This is a genomic window from Zunongwangia atlantica 22II14-10F7, assembly GCF_002094855.1.
Taxonomy (GTDB): Bacteria; Bacteroidota; Bacteroidia; order Flavobacteriales; family Flavobacteriaceae; genus Zunongwangia; species Zunongwangia atlantica.
Map to the genome: position 1 here is coordinate 37,657 of NZ_ARYN01000004.1, position 19,322 is coordinate 56,978.

A 19,322-nucleotide genomic window follows, 5' to 3' on the forward strand; every position below is an offset into this window, starting at 1 on the left:
GTATTAGTTTACAGCTTATCGCATTTATATTTTTAATTCGGCTATTATTTTGAAAGATAATTAATTAAAGCTCTAAAAGCTTTACCTCGGTGGCTAATTTCAGCTTTTTCTTTCATTTCCATTTCTGCAAATGTGCGATTATAGCCAGTAGGTACAAAAACAGGATCGTAACCAAAGCCTTTTTCTCCTTTTCGTTCTTCTATGATCTCACCTTCACAAATACCGGTAAAAAGATTTTCGTTATTTTCTAGATTTAACGCTATCACGGTTTTAAAATGCGCTTTTCTACTTTCCTTATCTTTTAATTGCTCTAATAATTTAGCAACATTTGCCTTGTCATCTTTTTGTTCGCCAGCGTAGCGAGCAGAATATACTCCAGGAGCTCCCGCCAATGCTTGAACTTCTAGACCGGTATCATCAGCAAAACAATTGTAGCCATAACGATGGCGAACATATTCAGCTTTTAAAATGGCGTTACCATCGATGGTATCGGCAGTTTCAACAATATCTTCAGTGCAGCCAATATCATCTAAGGATAATAAAGTAATATGTTCTGGAAGCATGGCTTCGATTTCTTTGAATTTATTTTTATTGTGAGTTGCAAATACTAATTCCATATAAATTATCTGTGGTGATAAGGTTCGTTTTTTAAGATAGTAAAGCCGCGATAAATTTGTTCGGTTACAAAAAGACGCACCATTTGGTGGGAGAACGTCATTTTAGATAAGGATATTTTACCATTGGCGCGTTGATACACCGCTTCAGAAAATCCATAAGGGCCACCAATAACAAAAATGAGTTGTTTTAAGCCGCTATTCATTCTTTTCTGAAGGTATTCTGAAAAGGCTTCTGAAGAAAATTGTTTTCCATTTTCATCCAAAAGCACTAAATAATCTGAGGTTTGAACTTTATTCAGGATCAATTCGCCTTCTTTCGATTTTTGCTGATTTTCGTCTAAATTTTTAGCCTTTTTCAAATCAGGAATTACGTCGATTTCAAATTTTGTATAAAACTGAAGCCGTTTTAGATAGACTTCAATTAGTTTTTGTAATTCCTTGCTGTCGGTTTTTCCTATGCAGAGTAATTTTATCGTCATTCGGTATATTTAGCGCAGACTTTCCTACATTTACAAAAATAAGTATTGCAAATGATCTCAGCAGCACAATTTGAAAAAGAAATTGAATTAATCATATCCAACGCTATTAGGGAAGATATTGGTGATGGCGATCACAGTTCACTCGCTTGTATTCCTGCGGAAGCTAAAGGAAAAGCACAACTTTTGGTAAAAGACAATGGTATTTTAGCCGGAGTTGCTTTTGCAAAAAAAGTTTTTGAATATGTAGATCCTGAAGTGAAACTGGATATTAAGATCAATGATGGCGAAAAAGTGAAGAAAGGAGATGTAGCTTTTTATGTTGAAGCTGCTTCGCAATCTATTTTAAAAGCTGAACGATTAGTGCTTAATGCGATGCAACGAATGAGTGCTATTGCCACTAAAACCAAAGAATTTGTAGATAAACTTGAAGGTACCGGCACCAAAATACTTGATACCAGAAAAACCACACCAGGAATTCGTGCTTTAGAAAAATGGGCCGTAAAAATTGGTGGCGGTGAAAATCATCGCTTTGCACTTTATGATATGATCATGCTAAAAGATAATCATATCGATTTTGCGGGTGGAGTGGCCAAAGCCATCAAGAAAACAAAAAAGTATCTGGAAACAAACAATCTTGATCTTAAAATTATTGTTGAAGCCCGGGATATGAAAGAAATCGAAGAAATTTTAGAGGAGGGCGGAGTGTACCGAATCCTAATCGACAATTTTAATTATGCTGATACTAAAAAAGCAGTCGAATTTATAGGTAACCAATGCTTAACCGAATCTAGCGGCGGAATAACTTTAGAAACTGCCAGAAAATATGCCGAATGTGGTGTAGATTATATTTCGAGCGGGGCTTTAACCCATTCGGTTTATAATATGGATCTTAGCTTAAAAGCTATGTAAAATATGTCGATACTCGAGGCGATCACAGCTAAACTGGATAATATTTCAGCCTGGTGGAAAAGAACATCTGGTAAAGTTATTTTGCCGGGTACAGATGGTCTTTCCTTTTACCATTTGTGGGATATTTATAGTGGCGGCATTATTCATGGTACGTTTTCGTCTAGAGCCAGTGCCATTGCTTTTAGTTTTTTTATGGCGCTTTTCCCTTTTTTGCTGTTTATCTTCAATCTAATCCCTTATGTTGAAGAGACCAATCTTATCGACGATTTCAGAATTAAATTTTTACTTTTTATAGACACACTTTTACCACCCGAAACACAGGAATATGTTAGTGATATTTTTGCAGATATTGCCAATAATCCTCGTGGTGGCTTGCTTTCGTTCTCATTTATACTTTCTATATTTTTAATGACCAATGGTGTGAACGCTATTTTTACTGGCTTTGAGTTTTCTTATCATACCAAAATTAAACGTTCTTTATTTAGGCAGTATATCGTGGCCATTGGCGTTTCGCTAGTTTTGGCATTTCTTTTGCTTCTTACCGTAATATTAATGGTATATTTAACCTATGCCGTAGAAGATTTAAGTGATTATGGCTTAATAGCAGATGATGGTACAGGAGCCGGAGTAGTTAAATATTTTGCGTTTGTAATACTTATTTATATTGCAGTTGCAACTTTGTATTACTTCGGAACAAAAGAAGCACGGCAGGCAAGATTTTTCTCTGTTGGTGCATTTTTCACCACAATTTTGATTTTAATCACTTCATTTTTATTCGGTTTATACATTGAAAATTTTTCAAATTATAACGAATTGTACGGTTCTATTGGAGCATTGTTAATTTTAATGGTGTATATTTGGTTAAATGCTAATATTCTTTTGTTGGGGTTCGAACTTAACGCCTCTTTAATAAAACTGAAGAAAAATTTTAAATAAATTTATTTTAACTAAAACCACACAGACAATGAAAAAGTATATGTTGCTTTTTGTGGCATTATGCTCAGTTACAATGTTGAGTGCACAAACCGAAGTTGGAGGAGTTACTTTACCAAATACAGTAACTTTTAAAGGAGAATCATTAAAATTAAATGGAGCTGGGGTACGAGAGAAACTTTGGATCGATCTTTATGCCGGTGGCCTTTACCTGGAAGAAAAAAATAGCGATGCGAAACAGATTATGAGTGCAGATAAGCCAATGGCGATTAAACTTCATATCGTTTCAAAATTAATTACCAGTAAAAAAATGGTAGATGCCGTTAACGAAGGTTTTGAGAATTCAACCAATGGAAACACTGCCCCTTTAGCTTCAGAAATTAAAAAGTTTAAAGGATTTTTTAGTGAAGAAATTAAAAAGAACGATGTTTTCGATTTAGTTTACATTCCTGGTACCGGAGTGATATCTTACAAAAATGGAGAAGAAAAAGGTACAATTAAAGGCATGGAATTTAAAAAAGCGCTATTTGGGATTTGGCTTTCTAATAAACCAGCTGAAGACGACTTAAAAGAAGCAATGCTAAATTTATAATATGAAAAAGTATATTCTATTTTCCGTAATTTTTATCGCTCTTGGGGCGCTTAATGCAGTGAATGCGCAAGACGACATTTTTGGAGAATGGAAATGTACTAATGACGAAGGTAAAGTAAATTCTATCGTAAAAATCTATCAAAAAGACGACGGCGAAGTTTGTGGTAAAGTGGTTAGGATTACTAAAGAAGAAGATCGTGATAAACTTTGTACGGCATGTAAAGGAGATCTAAAAAATAAACCTATAGAGGGATTACAACTTATGCATGGGCTTCGTAAAGATGGAAATGAGTATAGTGGCGGAGAAATTATTCATCCAAAATCTGGAAAAGAATATAAAGTAAAGATTTGGGTAGACGAAAATGATCCCGATAAACTTAAAGTTAGAGGTTATTTGGCTTTCTTTTATAAAACAATGACCTGGGAACGCGCCGAATAACTAAAAATAAAAAATGATCGATAAATAGCTAATATTGGTTATTTATTAAATTAATTTAAAAACCATTCTTTAATCGAGAATGGTTTTTATTTTTACTCGATAATCTAGAATAGTATGTTTGCGGTTTTTACCAGCACTCAATTTAAGAATAGCTATAGCTTATGTCCCATTTTGTAGATATAATTTTACCATTGCCTTTAGATAACAGGTTTACGTACAGTATTTCTAAAGATGAAGCTAATTTTCTACAAGCGGGTATGCGTGTTGCTGTTCCCTTCGGAAAATCTAAAGTGTACACAGGGATTATTGCTGAAGTACATAATCGAGCGCCAGAAGTTTACGAAGCCAAACCTATTAGTCAGATTTTAGATGAAATTCCTTTAGTTACTGCACAACAACTGAAGTTTTGGAGTTGGATCGCTTCCTATTATATGTGTACTGAAGGTGAAGTGATGCGCGCAGCACTGCCCGGAGCATTTATTCTGGAAAGTGAAAGTATAGTTCAGCTACAAAAAGAGGCTGAAATTATCGAATCTGAGCTTAAGGATGACGAATTTTTGGTGGTTGAAGCTTTGCAAAATCAGTCGTCACTAAAAATTAAAGAAGTTGAAGCACTATTAGACAGAAAATCGGTTTTGCCGGTTTTAAACCGATTGATGGCGAAAGATATTGTAATTCTTAGTCAGGAAATTTACGAGCAGTACAAACCAAAGCGCGTTAAATATATAAAACTGCACGAAAATCACGAATCTGAGGATGCCATGCATCAGCTTTTAGATGAACTTTCCAGAGCGCATAAGCAACGAGAAGTGGTACTTAATTATTTCAGCTTAAAAGCTAAAAATACCAAACCAATTAGTGCCAAAGAGCTGCAAAAACTTGCCGGAGTAACCAGTTCAACCTTAAAAAGTTTGGTAAAAAAGAACATTTTTAAGGAATATTATATTACTGAAGATCGTGTAAGCTTTGATGGGGAGATTACAAGAAAACATATCGAATTTAACGAATATCAGCTTAAAGCTTTTGGACAAATTAAAGCTTCTTTTGAAGAAAAAACGGTGTGTTTATTACACGGTGTAACTTCTAGTGGTAAAACTGAGATTTATCTAAAGCTTATCGAAGAGGTTTTAAACGAAGGTAAGCAAGCCCTTTATTTACTGCCAGAAATTGCGCTTACTACGCAGTTAATAAACCGACTTCAGGCGTATTTTGGAGATAAAGTTTTAGTTTTCCACAGTAAATATTCCATGAACGAGAGGGTAGAGGTCTACCAAAATGTGCTTAATGCCGGCGATGATCCTAAAGTAGTTATTGGCGCCAGATCGGCGATATTTTTACCGTTTCAGAAATTAGGATTGATTATTGTTGATGAAGAACACGAAGCTACGTTTAAGCAATACGATCCTGCACCAAGATATCATGCGAGAGATGCTGCCGTAGTTTTAGCGAATTTTTTTGAAGCCAAAACCTTAATGGGGTCTGCCACTCCTTCGCTAGAATCTTATTTTAATGCAGCGCATAATAAATATGGTTTTGCTGAATTATCCAGGCGTTTTGGAAATGTTTTGATGCCAGAAATCGAAATTGTTGATATTAAAGAAAAGCATCGCAAAAAACGAATGACGGGGCATTTTTCAGATCGATTATTAAAAGAGATCGAGGAATCTTTAGCTGAAGGGGAACAGATAATTTTATTTCAGAATAGGAGAGGATTTTCACCAATATTAGAATGTAATACCTGTGGGCATTCTCCGCAATGTCCTAATTGTGATGTAAGTTTAACCTATCACAGCCATAGCAACCAGTTACGGTGCCATTATTGTGGATATCATATCGCAATGCAGCAACGTTGTATGGCCTGCCACAGCGATGATATATCTACAAAAGGTTTTGGAACGGAGCAAATTGAAACCGAATTAAAAGCGCTGTTTCCCAAGCATAAAATTGGCAGAATGGATCAGGATACCACAAGGGGGAAACATGGCTACGAAAAAATTATCACCGCTTTTGAAGATTTAGAGATCGATATTTTGGTAGGAACTCAAATGCTTACTAAAGGACTTGACTTTAGAAATGTTAACTTGGTAGGGGTTATGAATGCCGATAATCTTTTGAATTTCCCAGATTTTAGAGCACACGAACGTAGTTTCCAGTTAATGCTTCAGGTTGCAGGAAGAGCCGGTAGAACCAAGAAACGAGGTAAGGTTTTGATTCAGAGTTATAATCCGCATCATCAGATCATTCAGCAAGTTTCTACTAATGATTATGCTGGGATGTATAAAGAACAACTTCAGGAAAGATATAATTATAAGTATCCGCCTTATTTTAGATTGGTAAGATTAAGTTTAAAATCGCGAGATTTCAGTAAAACCAATGAAGCGGCAGATTGGATTGCGAAAGCGATGCAAAATGTATTTAAGCAGCATGTTTTAGGACCAGAATTTCCACCGGTGGCCAGAATAAGAAATGAGTATTACAAAAATATCATGCTTAAAATTCCGCAGAACCAATCTTTAGGTAAAACAAAATCTGTGCTTAAAAAGATTCTTATCAGTTTTAATGCAATTTCAGCTTATAGAAGTGTAAGAGTTATTGTAAATGTAGATCCTGTATAAGATTTTCGGAATTTATATAATATAAAAAGCCGAATATCGAAATTTTGATATTCGGCTTCTTAGTATCTGAAAATTAAAATGTTTTTCTGAAATAAATTTAAGCTTTACTGCCTAGTGCTTCGATAAGATTATTTTTCTTGTGTCTACTTAATGGTAGCTTTTCTCCTGCGATTTCAACAGTCTTACTATTATATCTTTCAACCTTATCTAAATTTATAATGTAAGATTTATGTGTTCTCATAAATTTATCTGAAGGTAATTCTTTCTCAAAAGATTTCATGGTCGCAAGTACCACAAAATTATCTTCTTCAGTAACAAACTTCACATAATCTCCAAGCGCCTGTATGTATTTAAGACGGTTTAGAAATACTTTTCGGTTCTTAAGGTTACTTTTTACAAAAATAAAATCTTCGTCTTCAGGAAGTACAGCCTGTGTTTTAAGCTTGTACATATTTAATGCTTTAATTACTGCACTGCTAAAACGCTCTTTACTAACGGGTTTCTGTAAATAATCTGTAGCACTATAATCAAAAGCCTTGTATGCATATTTTGTTTTACCGGTTACAAATACGATTTGTGGCTGGTTAGGAAGATCATCTAACAGCTCGAAACCAGATAAAATAGGCATTTCTATATCAAGGAAAATTAAATCGATATCGGTATCCAAAAGACCATTCTTTGTTTCGATAGCATTATTATATTCTGCTACCAATGTTAAATTAGGATGGTCTTTGATCATCTTCACGATGGATAATCGCTGAAGACTAGAGTCGTCTACAACTGCACATTTAAGCAAAATATCTTCCACAGGTCTTTTGTAATTTACAATTAACAATATTAGAAATTATATTTGATAAAAGCAAGGTAGGGCGTAATTTCGTCGATTAAATAGGGATTTTAACCCTGATAAAATAAGCTTGTGAAATATAAAAAATAGTTTTATTTTTGCAGCCAATTTTAATAAAATATACTTTTATGAATCATTATGAAACTGTTTTCATCTTGAATCCCGTTTTATCTGATGAGCAGATAAAGGAAACAGTTAAGAAATACGAAGAATTTCTTGTTTCTAAAGGAGCTGAGATGGTATCAAAGGAGAATTGGGGGCTTAAAAAATTAGCTTATCCAATTCAGCACAAAAAAAGTGGTTTTTATCACTTATTTGAGTTTAAAGCACCAGGAGAGGCTATCGAGCCTTTAGAACTTGCTTTTAGAAGAGATGAGCGTATGATGCGTTATTTAACTGTGAAGTTAGATAAGCACGCTGCAGCCTGGGCTGAGAAAAGAAGAAAAAGAATCCAAGAAAAAGCGTAAGGTATGGCTACATCTATTGAACAACAAGCAAAAGGTAAGAAAGACGGAGAGATTAGATATCTTACTCCTCTTAATATAGAAACTTCTAAAACTAAAAAGTACTGTAGATTTAAAAGATCTGGTATTAAATATATCGATTATAAAGATCCAGACTTTTTAATGAGTTTTGTAAACGAGCAAGGAAAATTACTTCCTCGTCGTTTAACTGGGACTTCTTTAAAATACCAAAGAAAAGTGGCTGTTGCTGTTAAACGTGCACGTCATTTAGCATTAATGCCATACGTTGGTGATTTATTAAAATAAAAAGAAGCAATTATGGAATTGATACTTAAAAAAGACGTAGATAATTTAGGGTTTAAAGACGATGTGGTATCTGTAAAAAATGGTTACGGTCGTAACTTTTTAATCCCACAAGGCTTCGCAGAATTGGCAACTCCATCAGCTAAGAAAGTTTTAGCTGAAACTCTTAAACAAAGAGCTTATAAAGAGCAAAAGCATATCGACGAGGCTAAAAAGCAAGCTGAAAAACTTAATGGTTTATCTATTAAGCTTACAGCTAAGGCTGGTGCTGGAGACAAATTATTTGGATCTATCACTAATGCAGATTTAGCTGATGCTTTAGCTAAAGAAGGTGTAGAAATCGACAAGAAATATATCAATATTGCCGGTGGAAACATCAAAAGATTAGGACAATACGAAGCTACTTTACGTTTTCACCGTGAGGTAATCTCTACATTATCATTTGATGTTGTAGGAGAAGCTTAAGAAACCTATATAAATATTAAAAAGCCTGCTCTATGAGTGGGCTTTTTTTATAACTGTTTTATTTGTTATGAAATACGCAAGACTTACACGCGAGCAGCTTGAAGAAATGCATCAGGAATTTATTAATTTTTTAGCTACCCAGTCTATCACTGCGGAAGAGTGGAAAGATATAAAAACCAATAAACCAGATGTTGCAGAAAAAGAAATCGATGTTTTTAGTGACCTAATTTGGGAAGGTGTTTTAAACAAAGTGGAGTATCTGGAGCATTTTTCAAAACAACAAATATTCTTATTTCAAATCACAGCGGCTACGATTAATCTTATCGCTGTTAAAGTAGAAAATGAAGCTATCGATATTACTACACACGAAGGTTATAATTGGTTACGTACAAATTTGATGGATGATGCCGTAAATATTTATACCTCTACTAAAGCTATAAGTGAAGATCGAAACAAAGATATTTTTGCGCTAATTAAACAAGGATCTAACATTACCAAAGGTGATCTTTATAATTATTTTGCTGAAATCGTGAAGAGTTAAGATTCTACGTTTCTACTCACAATTTTTATAGCAAAATATTTCTATAAGCTGAAATTCCAAAAGCTTAGTCGTAAATATGATCTTTATACTTTTGCCACCAATTTTCAATATCGGTTTTTGGCTTTCGGCAAATGTATAATGGGATATTGTTTTCTTCAGCAACAGCATATTTATGAGTAATGGTTTTTACGAGTTCTATTTCCTCGAAAACATGGCGTAAAACTTGCTTTTCGTTTCCTAAACTTATCCATATTTCAGCATTTTTATTGCCATAACCCCAAGTCCAAAAACTACCGTGCCGGCTAATAGGATTGGGTAAATCATATTTTTTGCCAAGTACTTTTATGGCTCCGGCTTCTCCGTAATTTTCAGCCCAGATCACCGTTTTCTGTTTTTCTGCTTCATTAAGACCTTGGTAAACGCTATTTACTAGCTTTACTTGTTCTTCCCAGCCAAACATATCTGCATAATCACTGGTTAATTCAACTCGGCCGTTTTTTTGTTTTAAGTCGGCATGATCTATATAATTTTCTACGGAAAGTATGGGCGTAGCTTCAGGAATAAAATAAATTGAAGGCAGTAAAACTATTGCTGAAATTGTATAAATCCAGACTTGTTTTTTACTGAAAACAAAGGAAACTTTAGTTGAACCGGCTGCGAATAAAACAGGATAAATTCCAAAAACATAATAAGCTTTTGAGTTTAAGATCCACATGAGTCCGAAGATAACCAGACATGCAATAGCAACCGACTTATACTTCCTCAGTTTTTCATCTATAAATAGTCCAATAATTCCCAGAATGCTAATTAATAACGTAAAAGGATAGTCTAACTGCGCCAAGACAAATTCCCACGGATTTATTTCATCTAGTTGATGTTCTTTTAGCGCTTGTAAATGCTTCAGGAGTGGAAAATCATTGTCGATTTGCCAGATAATATTCGGCAAAAAAATGAGTAAAGCTAATATTGCAGAAAAATACATCCATTTATTTCTGAATAAATTCCCTTTTCTATAAAACAGTATACCAATTAAGATCCCGAATGCCCAGATAAGCGTGGTGTATTTATTCAGTAATCCAAATCCAAGAGTGATTCCAAGATAAATAAGGAACTTTTTCTTTTCAGTTTTAATAAATCTGATGTAAAAGTAAAAGCCAAGTGTCCAAAATAACTGGTTAAATGCTACCGGCTGAAATAATGTATGATTTCTATAAAATGGCAAAAAAGCTAAAATGCAAACCCCGGAAAGTAAAATCGCTTGTTTTTTACCGCCAATCTCGATACAAATTAAGCAGCAAAGTATAAGAATCGTAACACCTGCAAATGTCGGAAATAAGCGAACGCCTATTAAAGAATAGTCAAAAAACCAATAAGAGAGTTTACCAAGGAAACCTATAAATGGCGGGAATTCCATAAATCCCCAATCTAAATGTTCACTTACAGAAAGATGTAAAAGCTCATCCCTGTGGAACCCATAATTTTGATTGCCTAATAACTGAATCCCTAATTTTACAAGTGCTAATACAAAAATTATAGGGAAAAACTTTTTTAGAGCATTCAATTTTAGAGGTTTTAGTGATGCTTTTTATTCATATCGAAGTGATTCTATAGGATCTTGTTTTGAGGCTTTTATTGCAGGATATAATCCTGAAAATAGCGCGGTAAGCAGGGTAACAACCACAGCCCAAAACATCGCTAACCACGGAGTTGTAAAATCGAAACCTACACCGGCTGAAACGGCCATCCCAATTAAAATTCCTAAGATAATCCCTAAAATTCCACCAAATTGACCAATGATTAGTGTTTCCATAAAAAACTGTACGGCAATCGTGTTTTTCTTGGCACCAAGGGCTTTACGCACACCAATTTCACGAGTTCTTTCAGTAACACTTACCAGCATTATATTCATTAAAGCGATAGAAGATCCAAAAATAGTCACCAGGCTAATAATCCAGGCAGCAAAGTTTAAAACAGAAGACATTTCTGCAATCTCATTTAATAAACTGTCTGATCTTTCAATCCCAAAATTGTCTTTTTCAATAGGGCTTAATTTTCTAATGTTTCTAAATGTAAGGATCGCTTCATCCTGTGCAGCTTCTAAAGCTTCTTTATTTTCAACCTTAATACTTAAATTATAATTAATCCCGGGATTGCTAAATATCGATCTGGCGTGTTGTAACGGAATCAAAATGCGTAAATCTTCATTATTCCCAAATGTAGATCCTTTAGATTCTAAAACGCCAATCACTTTAAATTTTGCCCCTCTAACACTTATAATTTTATCGATTGGGCTAGCACCTTTAAAAAGGCCGTTATCTTTAGCAAAATCGGCTCCAACAATGGCTACGTTATTATTGTTTTGAATATCAAAATAGTTGAAATTTCTACCTGTTTCAATTTCTAAACCAGAATTGGTAAGGAAGTTTTCGTTAATTCCCAGTACATTTATTTCAGGATCTGTTTTTTCGTTTTCCCATTTAATTTCCGCAGCAGTAGTTCCCGTAAAGCTAATCGCCGTTGTAGTTAAAGGATATTGATATTTATCCTGAAAATCTTTTACTTCTCTATAAGTGATCACAGGATTTATTTTATTAATCTCGTTTCCTCTTTGTGAAGTGTAATTATAACGCTGAATATTAAATGTATTGGCACCCATAGAAGCAAAATTCCCGCTAATGGTGTTTTCTAAAGCACCCACGGCACTAAGAATTCCTACCAATGCGGTAATCCCAATAGCAATAATAAGAACGGTTAGAATAGTTCTTAAAAGCTGACCTTTAATCGAATCGAAAGCGATACTAATATTCTCGCGTAGGAGTGCAAACATATTTTGAAATTTCAGTCACTGTAAGTTAGACTCATTTTTAAGAATAATGTTACTTAAAAATTGAAAATTGTTTAGGTTCGAGCAAAATTTAAGATATTTGCAGCCGATAAAATGGTCTGTAAACCAAATATACAGGCGATTTTCGTTAATTTTGGACAACAATTTTAAACTGAATGAATACAGGATTTTTCCTGAAGATAGATTGATTTATGGCACAAAAACCTTCAATACCAAAAGGAACCAGAGATTTTACTCCGCAGGAAGTAGCAAAGCGTAATTTTATTTTCGATATTATTAAAACTGAATTTAAGAAGTTTGGTTTTCAGGCGATCGAAACACCAAGTTTTGAAAATTCTGATACCCTGATGGGAAAATATGGAGAAGAAGGAGACCGACTTATTTTTAAGATTCTTAATTCTGGAGATTTTTTAAAGAAAGCCGATGAAAGTGCTTATGCAGATAAAGATAGCTTGAAACTTACGCCGTCGATTTCAGAAAAAGCACTTCGCTACGACCTTACTGTGCCTTTTGCTCGCTATGTGGTGCAGCATCAAAATGAAATTGATTTTCCGTTTAAACGCTATCAAATTCAGCCTGTTTGGCGTGCAGATCGTCCTCAAAAAGGGAGATTTAGAGAGTTTTTTCAGTGCGATGCTGATGTTGTTGGAAGTGATAGTTTATGGCAGGAAGTAGAGTTTGTACAATTGTACGATTCGGTTTTTTCAGCATTAAAACTAGACGGAGTTACAATTAAGATCAATAATCGTAAAATTTTATCTGGTTTTGCTGAAGTGATTGGCGAGCAGGATAAATTAATCGATTTTACCGTTGCGCTGGATAAACTGGATAAGATTGGTGAAGATGGTGTGGTGAAAGAAATGCTTGCTAAAGGAATTGCTGAAGAAGCCATAGAAAAAATCAAACCAATTTTTGGATTACAAGGTGATTTTGCTGAAAAAATTGAGGCTTTAAAATCGATATTATCAACTTCTGAAGCTGGTTTAAAAGGAATCGAAGAGCTAGAATTTATTCAGAATGCAATTTCAGAAATGCCCTTAAAAACAGCAAAACTCGATTTAGATGTGACGCTAGCGAGAGGATTAAATTATTATACAGGAGCGATTTTTGAAGTTTCGGCACCAGAAGGGGTGAAGATGGGATCGATTGGCGGCGGTGGTCGCTACGATGATCTTACGGGAATATTTGGACTTAAAAATATGAGTGGCGTTGGGATTTCTTTTGGTTTAGACCGAATTTACCTTGTGTTGGAAGAATTGAATTTATTCCCTGAAGCAGTTGCAGATGATGTAAAAGTCTTATTTGTAAACTTTGGTGAAAAGGAAGCACTCTATGCATTTAAAGGTGTAAATGCTTTGCGTGCTGAAGGTATAAATGCTGAAGTTTTCCCAGATTCAGCCAAAATGAAAAAGCAAATGAATTATGCAAACAAACGTAATATTCCATTTGTGATTCTTGCGGGTGACGAAGAAATGGCAGCAGGAGAATATACTTTGAAAAATATGAAAACAGGTGAGCAGGATCGATTAAACTTGAAAGATATTATAGCTAAGATTGCATAAAAAAAGCCCCAATTTTGGGGCTTTTTTATTTATTTTTTACATCTTTATTCTAATTATCCTGTAGCGCTTTTTTACTACTTGCCTCATTCAATTTCACCATATCTTCATCAGATAGTTTTACTGAAGTTGCTTCCTTGAAAGCTTTTAAATGCGACGATTTTGTAGCACTAGCAATTGCGGCGGTGATTCCTGGTCTGTTAATAATCCAGGCTAAAGCCACACCAGCATTAGAGATTCCGTGCTCTTCAGAAACTTCGTCTAAAGTTTTAAGAATATTTTTACCGCGATCATCTAGATAATCTTTTACAAAATCTTTTCGGTTTTGTCCCTCAAGATCGTCTTTGCTGCGATATTTACCGGTTAAAAATCCGCTAGCCAAAGAAAAATAGGTTGATATACTCACATTATTTTCCTGGCATAATTCTAAAATATCACCTTCAATTTTATCACGATTCATTAAACTATATTCCTGCTGAAAAACCTGATATTTTGGTAGAGCTTTTTCTTTAGAAGCGTTTAAAGAATCCCTTAATCTCGCCGGACTCAAATTTGAGGCACCAATATATTTAACGTCTCCGTTTCTGATCAGTTTTTGGTAAGCGCCTAAAGTTTCTTCAACAGGAGTACGATCATCGTCCCAGTGGGTGTAATACAAATCGATATAATCTGTTTCTAACCTTTTGAGTGATTCCTGTGCGGCTTCTAAAATGTAATTTTCAGAAATATCTTTTTTGCCTTGCCCCATATCTGAACCTACTTTAGTGGCCAGCGTAATTTTATCTCTTACACCACGATCTTTCATCCATTTACCAATAATCCTCTCAGATTCGCCTCCTTGATTTCCTTCAGCCCATCTTGAGTAAACATCTGCGGTATCTATGCACGTGTAACCTTGTTCAAGTAATTCATCTAGCATTTTAAAAGACTCTTTTTCGTTAAGCGTCCATCCAAAAACGTTACCACCAAAAATGATTGGAGGTGTTTGCAGATCTGTGTTTCCTAATTTTTTTAATTCCATAACTTCTTTTTTCTGAAATTAAGAAGATTCACCGAATACGAAAAGAATAAAAGCTGTTTTAAGCAATGATTAACGCTTTAATTAGAAGCAACGCCTTTAAACAATTTTATGACCTTTAATATTTTGCTAAAAGCGTTAAAAGCTTAATTTTATAAAGATTACTGAAAAAAAATGATGTAAGTTTGTTGAAAATTCAGTCTTATAATCAACCAATTATAGGATTGTTAGCTAACCGCACACTAACTATGACCATTCAAATTATTATAACCGCGTATATCCTGGTTTTCCTGGGAATCGTTTATCTTACCTGGAATCATTTTTTCAATTCTCCTGAAGATATAGAAGATTTGATTGATGATAATTTTAAAGAAGATATAGAGGCAAAAAACGATTTTGATGGTAAAAAAGTCGTATTTGATGGCCAGTTAGATGAGTATAGAGAAGAGGTTATTAAAAATGATCTTTTAAGAAAACATGCCATTGTTGAAGAAAAAATGGCTAGTGATACAAATTATCTTATAACCGGAAAAAATCCTGATTGGCTGGTTGTAGAAGAAGCAAAAGATCTTGGAGTGACTATTGTGAACGAAATGGATTGGCAAAAAGCAATAAATAATACTAAAAGTGAGTTATCTAAAGATATAAAGCCTTTAAGAGATAGGGGTAGTAGCGAAATAGATTCTGCTGAGATTGTTTAATTATTGTCATACATTTTAAAAGCTTCCAAAATTGAAAATCAAATTTCTAGTAATACTTCTTTTCTTTAGTTTTCAGTCATTTTCCCAATGTTACGATTTAGGTCCTAAAAGAAAAAAAATGGACTCTTATTTCTTTGTCTCTGCAGGAGCTGATCCTATTCCTACTGAAAAATGGATTAATGTTGCAGATCCAGACTTTACAACAGATGGTTTAGATTTGCTTTTTAAAGCCGGTTATGGTACAAACAAGTATTTTGTACCGGTTGAACTCTATGCCTACTATGAAAGATTTAATGATGTTGGTTACCAACAGTACGGAATAGGAGGCTATATTTACACGATGTTTTTAAATGATAAGTTTCAGGCTTTGGCCGGGGGAGACGTTGGTATGGTAAATCGAGATTATTTAAACACAAATACTGAAACTGACCAATTTGTAAATTTGGCGATGAATCTCGAATTACGCTATGTCTTTTTAAGAAATTTTAGAGCTGGGCTTCAGTTTAATTTTGAAAAACGAGATGATATAGCTCCAGATTTAGAAAATCGTAATTATTACGTAGCCAGTTCTTTTGTTTCGCTTTATTATACTTTTTAAAAGCCGCTTCAAACTGGCTTCTTCATTCTTAGCAAAATTCCGAAGCTTATAAGCGATATACAGATCCAGAAAATATCTACAAAGAAAATTGCAGTTTGATCCTGCTGATACATTACCCACATCCAGTTTCCTGAAACCAGTCCATTGATTATCGGAACTAAAATTCCGAAGCAACTTCCTAGAATTAATGAATATTTTGTGGTGATATAGTTGTTTTTCCTAAAACTGAAAAACAGGGTAAATATTAACCAGCCTATAAAGAAAACGGCATAGAGTATAGATTGTCTATCGGCATCCATGGTTCTGGGGATATATTTAGCCACAAGCATGCTAATTGCGGTTATGGGATAAAGTGACATGCATATTGCTACATAAAAATAACCAAGAGCTCTATTGAATTTACGCTTCTTTTCTGGGATATATTTTTTATCTCTGGCTTCTAACCAAATTAAAACACCACTTAGAATTACAAAACAGGTAACTATCGCTAAAGCAAAATAGATAACTTTCAATGAAAGGCCTCCAAAATCACCAAAATGAAGTCTTCTTATGGCTAATTCTACTGTTTCAGCATAGCCTGGATCTTCAGGATTTTTTTCTTCAGTAATCGTATTCGACATTACATCATATACGACTCTGCCGTGACCTAGAAACGCCTCATCTGGTTTAAGTAAACCATCGATCTGAAATTTCATGTTGGTTCCACCATAATTTTTTACATAAACCTGAGCGGCTTCAAATTCTGGCCATTTTTCCTGAGTTTTTTCATATAAAACATTTAAACTTGGAATTTCACCTGTTGCTTGTTCTTCCCACTCATAGGTTTTTTGCATTGGACGGAGATCTTCCAACGCCTGCTGCTGATTTCCATCATAAGCAAAATTTATAGGAAGTAAAATAAGACTTGAAAGGCATAAAAAGCTACTGGTTAGCGCAAACATAAATTGAAATGGCAATCCAATAACTCCTAAAGCTGTATGTGCGTCTGTCCAGATAGTTTTAAGTTTTGTTTTTGGCCTGAAAATGTAAAAATTTGAGACAATTTTTTTCCAGTGAACTATTAGTCCGCTTACGATCGCCAATAAAAAAAAGAAAGCAACGAAGCCTGCTGTTAAGATTCCGTAGGTAGGAATTTGATGAAAGAAATGAAGTCTATAGATCAATTCACCAATACTGTAAAAAGCATAGTAAGTAGATAATTCATACGTTCGAGTGTGAAGGTTATAATAAGTGCTTAATTTATCTTCTTCACTAGCATTTTCTGACTTTGAAGCTGAAACGCCTACGAACATTTTCTGTTTAACATCTGGCGGAATCATCCTAATGTCTCTTCCTGTTAAATTTAAGCCCTCATCCTTCAGGCTTTGCATAGCGCGATCGTAATCTACGTCTGATGCTATTTTCATATTAACATTTTCGCCTTTTTCCCAGGCGGTAATTTCATCCTTTATCAAGGCAAAAGCTCCGCAGAAAAAAATAATAAATAATGCAGCACTAATTATGATACCGCTTATGGTATGAACGTGAAAAAATACGTTGTAATTTCTTTTGCTCATATTAGACGATTGGATGGTATATTTTTCCGAAATAAACAGCGCCATAAAGCAAAGCGATTATGGCAAGGTAAATACCCCAGACTTTCCAGGCATTTTTATATAAATATGGTATGATGATTAATAACATCCATACCAGAAAAAGACTAAATACAGATGTTATAAAAACAAGCTTATGATTTGGAAGCCAAAAAGCCAACGCCATATGCAGTAATGCTGAAATCGCATAACCACCTAAAATTCCTGCACTTAGTTTCGCAAATTTTTGATGAAAAGAGTTTGTTAGGTATTTTTTATTGGCCGGCATAATCAAATAAAAATTTCAGAAAATAAACTCACTAAAAAAATAAAGATGAGGACACTTAATTTAGGTGTATTAAGAGGGCGTCCCAAAATCAATAAACTTAATATTAGGCTTAAAACGGTGATAAAAACAAATAGGCCGCTAACTAAACCATATTTAGCATAAAAAAGAGAATATGATAGCAGTAAAAAAATAAATGTAGCCAGTTTTGCTGGTAAATGGTGTTCGCCAATCCAATTTTCTAAAAACATCTTTTCAATTTTTATTTTTTGCGATTTTGCGTAATGACACCAACAACCTAAAAGGCAAAAAAGAAGCGCAAAGCTTATCATCTTTATTTAGATTAATTCTATGTAGGCAAATATATAATGCTGAATGCTGCAATCAAAAATTATTTAGATTTAATTAAAATAAAGTTTATCCGTAATAAAATTGGTTTTGTGATTACCTATTTAATAAACAACAATTTTGAGTGAAGATTTTTACATAAAGTATATCGTTCCGCATAAAGGGATTATAATAAAACTCTGCAGGGCTTATACTGATACCGAATTCGATTTTGAAGACTACTTTCAGGAAGTATGTCTACAAATTTGGAAAAGCAAAGATAATTTTAAAGAACAATCTAAATGGTCTACTTGGGTGTACAGAATAACACTTAATGTTTGCATGACCATGCTGAAAAAACAAAAGAAGCATACGGCAACTAACGAGATTGTACAAAATGATCTAAGTACAGAAAGTGAGGCTTTTAATAATGAAGAATTACAACTGCTTTACAAAGCGATTCGACAATTGCCCGAAGTAGATAAAGCAATTATCGTTCTTTACCTGGAAGATAAGTCGTATAAAGAAATAGCTGATGTAAGCGGAATGAAAGTAAGTGCCGTTGGCGCAAGAATTAATAGAATAAAAACAAAACTAAAAACAATTATTTATGGAAAATAGTATCGAAAACATCTGGAAAAACGGAAATCACGGAAATGTTAAAAATATCGAATTTTATAATAGAGAATCTAAACTTTGGTTTCAGCAAATATTAAAATATTTAAAGAAGGATAATATGAGTCTAATTCCTGTAGGCTTATTAATCCTAGGAATGTTGCTCCTTTATCAAGAATTTTTGGCAGCTGGTTTGGCTTTTGGCTTTCTATTTTTTCTTTTTTTGCTGAATAAAAATACTATTGCGAAATTAAAGAATATTAAACCTTCAGACGATGTTCAGCATTACATGAAAACGAACCAGGTTTTCATCAAAAATCAGAAAAGAAATTATATCATTCTTACGGGCTTGATTATTCCTTTGTTTATGCTTGTTGAATTATGGCTTGTTTTTAACGATTCTGAAGTTTATTTGAATACGATTGCAAATATTTCAGTAATTAAGAAGATCATTTTTGCCGTATTTATGTATTTGGCGATTGGTGGAATTAGTTTATTCGCATATTTAAGCTCTACGGAAGCCATTTATGGCAAACTTTTGAAGAAATTAGATGAAATTGTTAATGATTTAGAATAATTAGAGGAATAAAAAAGCATT

23 protein-coding genes are annotated in these 19,322 nt (G+C 34.0%); 14 read left to right on the forward strand and 9 right to left on the reverse strand.

Annotation, left to right across the window (positions count from 1 at the left end):
* Positions 1 to 44 precede the first annotated feature (44 nt).
* Positions 45 to 617: a non-canonical purine NTP diphosphatase gene (locus tag IIF7_RS05010; RefSeq protein ID WP_084840593.1), complete on the reverse strand. Its 573-nt coding sequence runs from the start codon at positions 615 to 617 to the stop codon at positions 45 to 47.
* 5 nt (positions 618 to 622) lie between these two features.
* Entirely contained in the window at positions 623 to 1,096 is a 474-nt protein-coding gene (gene rlmH / locus IIF7_RS05015) for a 23S rRNA (pseudouridine(1915)-N(3))-methyltransferase RlmH (protein ID WP_084840594.1), read from the reverse strand.
* A 51-nt stretch (positions 1,097 to 1,147) separates the two neighbouring features.
* On the opposite strand from rlmH, the gene nadC reads away from it, so the two are divergent.
* The 5 genes from nadC to priA all read left to right on the forward strand — a co-directional run bounded on the left by nadC (position 1,148) and on the right by priA (position 6,584).
* Positions 1,148 to 2,005 carry a carboxylating nicotinate-nucleotide diphosphorylase gene (nadC, locus tag IIF7_RS05020; protein ID WP_084840595.1) on the forward strand — a complete coding sequence of 286 codons (858 nt, stop codon included), beginning with the start codon at positions 1,148 to 1,150 and terminating at the stop codon, positions 2,003 to 2,005.
* Between the two features lie 3 nt (positions 2,006 to 2,008).
* Positions 2,009 to 2,941 carry a YihY/virulence factor BrkB family protein gene (locus IIF7_RS05025; protein ID WP_084840596.1) on the forward strand — a complete coding sequence of 311 codons (933 nt, stop codon included), beginning with the start codon at positions 2,009 to 2,011 and terminating at the stop codon, positions 2,939 to 2,941.
* A gap of 28 nt (positions 2,942 to 2,969) precedes the next feature.
* Entirely contained in the window at positions 2,970 to 3,530 is a 561-nt protein-coding gene (locus tag IIF7_RS05030; RefSeq protein ID WP_084840597.1) for a chalcone isomerase family protein, read from the forward strand.
* A gap of 1 nt (position 3,531) precedes the next feature.
* Entirely contained in the window at positions 3,532 to 3,969 is a 438-nt protein-coding gene (locus tag IIF7_RS05035) for a DUF2147 domain-containing protein (RefSeq protein ID WP_084840598.1), read from the forward strand.
* A 161-nt stretch (positions 3,970 to 4,130) separates the two neighbouring features.
* Positions 4,131 to 6,584, forward strand: coding sequence for a replication restart helicase PriA (priA, locus tag IIF7_RS05040; protein ID WP_084840599.1), 2,454 nt, complete (start codon positions 4,131 to 4,133; stop codon positions 6,582 to 6,584).
* Positions 6,585 to 6,681: 97 nt separating this feature from the next.
* Here the strand turns inward: priA and IIF7_RS05045 are convergent, their stop codons facing one another.
* Positions 6,682 to 7,392, reverse strand: coding sequence for a LytR/AlgR family response regulator transcription factor (locus IIF7_RS05045; RefSeq protein ID WP_084840794.1), 711 nt, complete (start codon positions 7,390 to 7,392; stop codon positions 6,682 to 6,684).
* A 167-nt stretch (positions 7,393 to 7,559) separates the two neighbouring features.
* Here IIF7_RS05045 and rpsF point away from each other — a divergent pair, with 167 nt between their 5' ends.
* The 4 genes from rpsF (at position 7,560) to IIF7_RS05065 (ending at position 9,204) form a co-directional block, all read left to right on the forward strand.
* Positions 7,560 to 7,898 (forward strand): 30S ribosomal protein S6, encoded by a 339-nt coding sequence (rpsF, locus tag IIF7_RS05050; protein ID WP_013071548.1) that lies wholly within the window; start codon positions 7,560 to 7,562, stop codon positions 7,896 to 7,898.
* 3 nt (positions 7,899 to 7,901) lie between these two features.
* Positions 7,902 to 8,201, forward strand: a complete 300-nt coding sequence (rpsR, locus tag IIF7_RS05055) for a 30S ribosomal protein S18 (RefSeq protein ID WP_013071549.1) — start codon at positions 7,902 to 7,904, stop codon at positions 8,199 to 8,201.
* Between the two features lie 12 nt (positions 8,202 to 8,213).
* Entirely contained in the window at positions 8,214 to 8,663 is a 450-nt protein-coding gene (gene rplI, locus IIF7_RS05060; RefSeq protein WP_084840600.1) for a 50S ribosomal protein L9, read from the forward strand.
* A gap of 67 nt (positions 8,664 to 8,730) precedes the next feature.
* On the forward strand, positions 8,731 to 9,204 hold the full coding sequence (locus IIF7_RS05065) for a DUF6495 family protein (RefSeq protein WP_084840601.1): 474 nt from the start codon (positions 8,731 to 8,733) through the stop codon (positions 9,202 to 9,204).
* Between the two features lie 64 nt (positions 9,205 to 9,268).
* On the opposite strand, the gene IIF7_RS05070 is transcribed toward IIF7_RS05065, so the two are convergent.
* Positions 9,269 to 10,765: an ArnT family glycosyltransferase gene (locus IIF7_RS05070; protein ID WP_176218898.1), complete on the reverse strand. Its 1,497-nt coding sequence runs from the start codon at positions 10,763 to 10,765 to the stop codon at positions 9,269 to 9,271.
* A gap of 24 nt (positions 10,766 to 10,789) precedes the next feature.
* Positions 10,790 to 12,031 carry an ABC transporter permease gene (locus IIF7_RS05075; RefSeq protein WP_084840602.1) on the reverse strand — a complete coding sequence of 414 codons (1,242 nt, stop codon included), beginning with the start codon at positions 12,029 to 12,031 and terminating at the stop codon, positions 10,790 to 10,792.
* Between the two features lie 209 nt (positions 12,032 to 12,240).
* Here IIF7_RS05075 and hisS point away from each other — a divergent pair, with 209 nt between their 5' ends.
* Complete coding sequence (hisS, locus tag IIF7_RS05080; protein ID WP_084840603.1) at positions 12,241 to 13,611, forward strand: histidine--tRNA ligase; 1,371 nt, start codon at positions 12,241 to 12,243, stop codon at positions 13,609 to 13,611.
* A gap of 49 nt (positions 13,612 to 13,660) precedes the next feature.
* Here hisS and IIF7_RS05085 read toward each other — a convergent pair whose 3' ends face one another.
* Positions 13,661 to 14,629, reverse strand: a complete 969-nt coding sequence (locus IIF7_RS05085; RefSeq protein ID WP_084840604.1) for an aldo/keto reductase — start codon at positions 14,627 to 14,629, stop codon at positions 13,661 to 13,663.
* Between the two features lie 245 nt (positions 14,630 to 14,874).
* On the opposite strand from IIF7_RS05085, the gene IIF7_RS05090 reads away from it, so the two are divergent.
* Positions 14,875 to 15,327: a BRCT domain-containing protein gene (locus tag IIF7_RS05090; RefSeq protein WP_139801270.1), complete on the forward strand. Its 453-nt coding sequence runs from the start codon at positions 14,875 to 14,877 to the stop codon at positions 15,325 to 15,327.
* A 118-nt stretch (positions 15,328 to 15,445) separates the two neighbouring features.
* Entirely contained in the window at positions 15,446 to 15,925 is a 480-nt protein-coding gene (locus IIF7_RS05095; protein WP_084840606.1) for a hypothetical protein, read from the forward strand.
* An 8-nt stretch (positions 15,926 to 15,933) separates the two neighbouring features.
* On the opposite strand, the gene IIF7_RS05100 is transcribed toward IIF7_RS05095, so the two are convergent.
* Genes IIF7_RS05100 through IIF7_RS05110 form a run of 3 tightly spaced genes read right to left on the reverse strand, consistent with a single transcriptional unit; the run spans position 15,934 to position 18,114 of the window.
* Positions 15,934 to 17,481, reverse strand: coding sequence for a PepSY-associated TM helix domain-containing protein (locus tag IIF7_RS05100; protein WP_084840607.1), 1,548 nt, complete (start codon positions 17,479 to 17,481; stop codon positions 15,934 to 15,936).
* A gap of 1 nt (position 17,482) precedes the next feature.
* Positions 17,483 to 17,785: a hypothetical protein gene (locus IIF7_RS05105; protein ID WP_084840608.1), complete on the reverse strand. Its 303-nt coding sequence runs from the start codon at positions 17,783 to 17,785 to the stop codon at positions 17,483 to 17,485.
* Positions 17,786 to 17,787: 2 nt separating this feature from the next.
* Entirely contained in the window at positions 17,788 to 18,114 is a 327-nt protein-coding gene (locus IIF7_RS05110) for a hypothetical protein (protein ID WP_139801271.1), read from the reverse strand.
* 136 nt (positions 18,115 to 18,250) lie between these two features.
* On the opposite strand from IIF7_RS05110, the gene IIF7_RS05115 reads away from it, so the two are divergent.
* Together IIF7_RS05115 and IIF7_RS05120 are read left to right on the forward strand one after the other, a co-directional pair.
* Complete coding sequence (locus IIF7_RS05115; protein ID WP_084840610.1) at positions 18,251 to 18,730, forward strand: RNA polymerase sigma factor; 480 nt, start codon at positions 18,251 to 18,253, stop codon at positions 18,728 to 18,730.
* On the forward strand, positions 18,720 to 19,301 hold the full coding sequence (locus IIF7_RS05120; RefSeq protein ID WP_084840611.1) for a hypothetical protein: 582 nt from the start codon (positions 18,720 to 18,722) through the stop codon (positions 19,299 to 19,301). The genes IIF7_RS05115 and IIF7_RS05120 overlap by 11 nt, the downstream gene beginning before the upstream one ends.
* The last annotated feature ends 21 nt before the right edge of the window (positions 19,302 to 19,322 follow it).

Coding starts and splice junctions, on each gene's coding strand:
- rlmH (WP_084840594.1), bottom strand. CDS start 1,096: ATGACGATAAAATTACTCTGCATAGGAAAAACCGACAGCAAGGAATTA.
- hisS (WP_084840603.1), top strand. CDS start 12,241: ATGGCACAAAAACCTTCAATACCAAAAGGAACCAGAGATTTTACTCCG.
- rpsF (WP_013071548.1), top strand. CDS start 7,560: ATGAATCATTATGAAACTGTTTTCATCTTGAATCCCGTTTTATCTGAT.
- IIF7_RS05075 (WP_084840602.1), bottom strand. CDS start 12,031: ATGTTTGCACTCCTACGCGAGAATATTAGTATCGCTTTCGATTCGATT.
- IIF7_RS05085 (WP_084840604.1), bottom strand. CDS start 14,629: ATGGAATTAAAAAAATTAGGAAACACAGATCTGCAAACACCTCCAATC.
- IIF7_RS05100 (WP_084840607.1), bottom strand. CDS start 17,481: ATGAGCAAAAGAAATTACAACGTATTTTTTCACGTTCATACCATAAGC.
- IIF7_RS05035 (WP_084840598.1), top strand. CDS start 3,532: ATGAAAAAGTATATTCTATTTTCCGTAATTTTTATCGCTCTTGGGGCG.
- IIF7_RS05110 (WP_139801271.1), bottom strand. CDS start 18,114: ATGATAAGCTTTGCGCTTCTTTTTTGCCTTTTAGGTTGTTGGTGTCAT.
- rplI (WP_084840600.1), top strand. CDS start 8,214: ATGGAATTGATACTTAAAAAAGACGTAGATAATTTAGGGTTTAAAGAC.
- IIF7_RS05095 (WP_084840606.1), top strand. CDS start 15,446: ATGGACTCTTATTTCTTTGTCTCTGCAGGAGCTGATCCTATTCCTACT.
- IIF7_RS05010 (WP_084840593.1), bottom strand. CDS start 617: ATGGAATTAGTATTTGCAACTCACAATAAAAATAAATTCAAAGAAATC.
- IIF7_RS05105 (WP_084840608.1), bottom strand. CDS start 17,785: ATGCCGGCCAATAAAAAATACCTAACAAACTCTTTTCATCAAAAATTT.
- IIF7_RS05065 (WP_084840601.1), top strand. CDS start 8,731: ATGAAATACGCAAGACTTACACGCGAGCAGCTTGAAGAAATGCATCAG.
- IIF7_RS05025 (WP_084840596.1), top strand. CDS start 2,009: ATGTCGATACTCGAGGCGATCACAGCTAAACTGGATAATATTTCAGCC.
- rpsR (WP_013071549.1), top strand. CDS start 7,902: ATGGCTACATCTATTGAACAACAAGCAAAAGGTAAGAAAGACGGAGAG.
- IIF7_RS05090 (WP_139801270.1), top strand. CDS start 14,875: ATGACCATTCAAATTATTATAACCGCGTATATCCTGGTTTTCCTGGGA.
- IIF7_RS05120 (WP_084840611.1), top strand. CDS start 18,720: ATGGAAAATAGTATCGAAAACATCTGGAAAAACGGAAATCACGGAAAT.
- IIF7_RS05030 (WP_084840597.1), top strand. CDS start 2,970: ATGAAAAAGTATATGTTGCTTTTTGTGGCATTATGCTCAGTTACAATG.
- nadC (WP_084840595.1), top strand. CDS start 1,148: ATGATCTCAGCAGCACAATTTGAAAAAGAAATTGAATTAATCATATCC.
- priA (WP_084840599.1), top strand. CDS start 4,131: ATGTCCCATTTTGTAGATATAATTTTACCATTGCCTTTAGATAACAGG.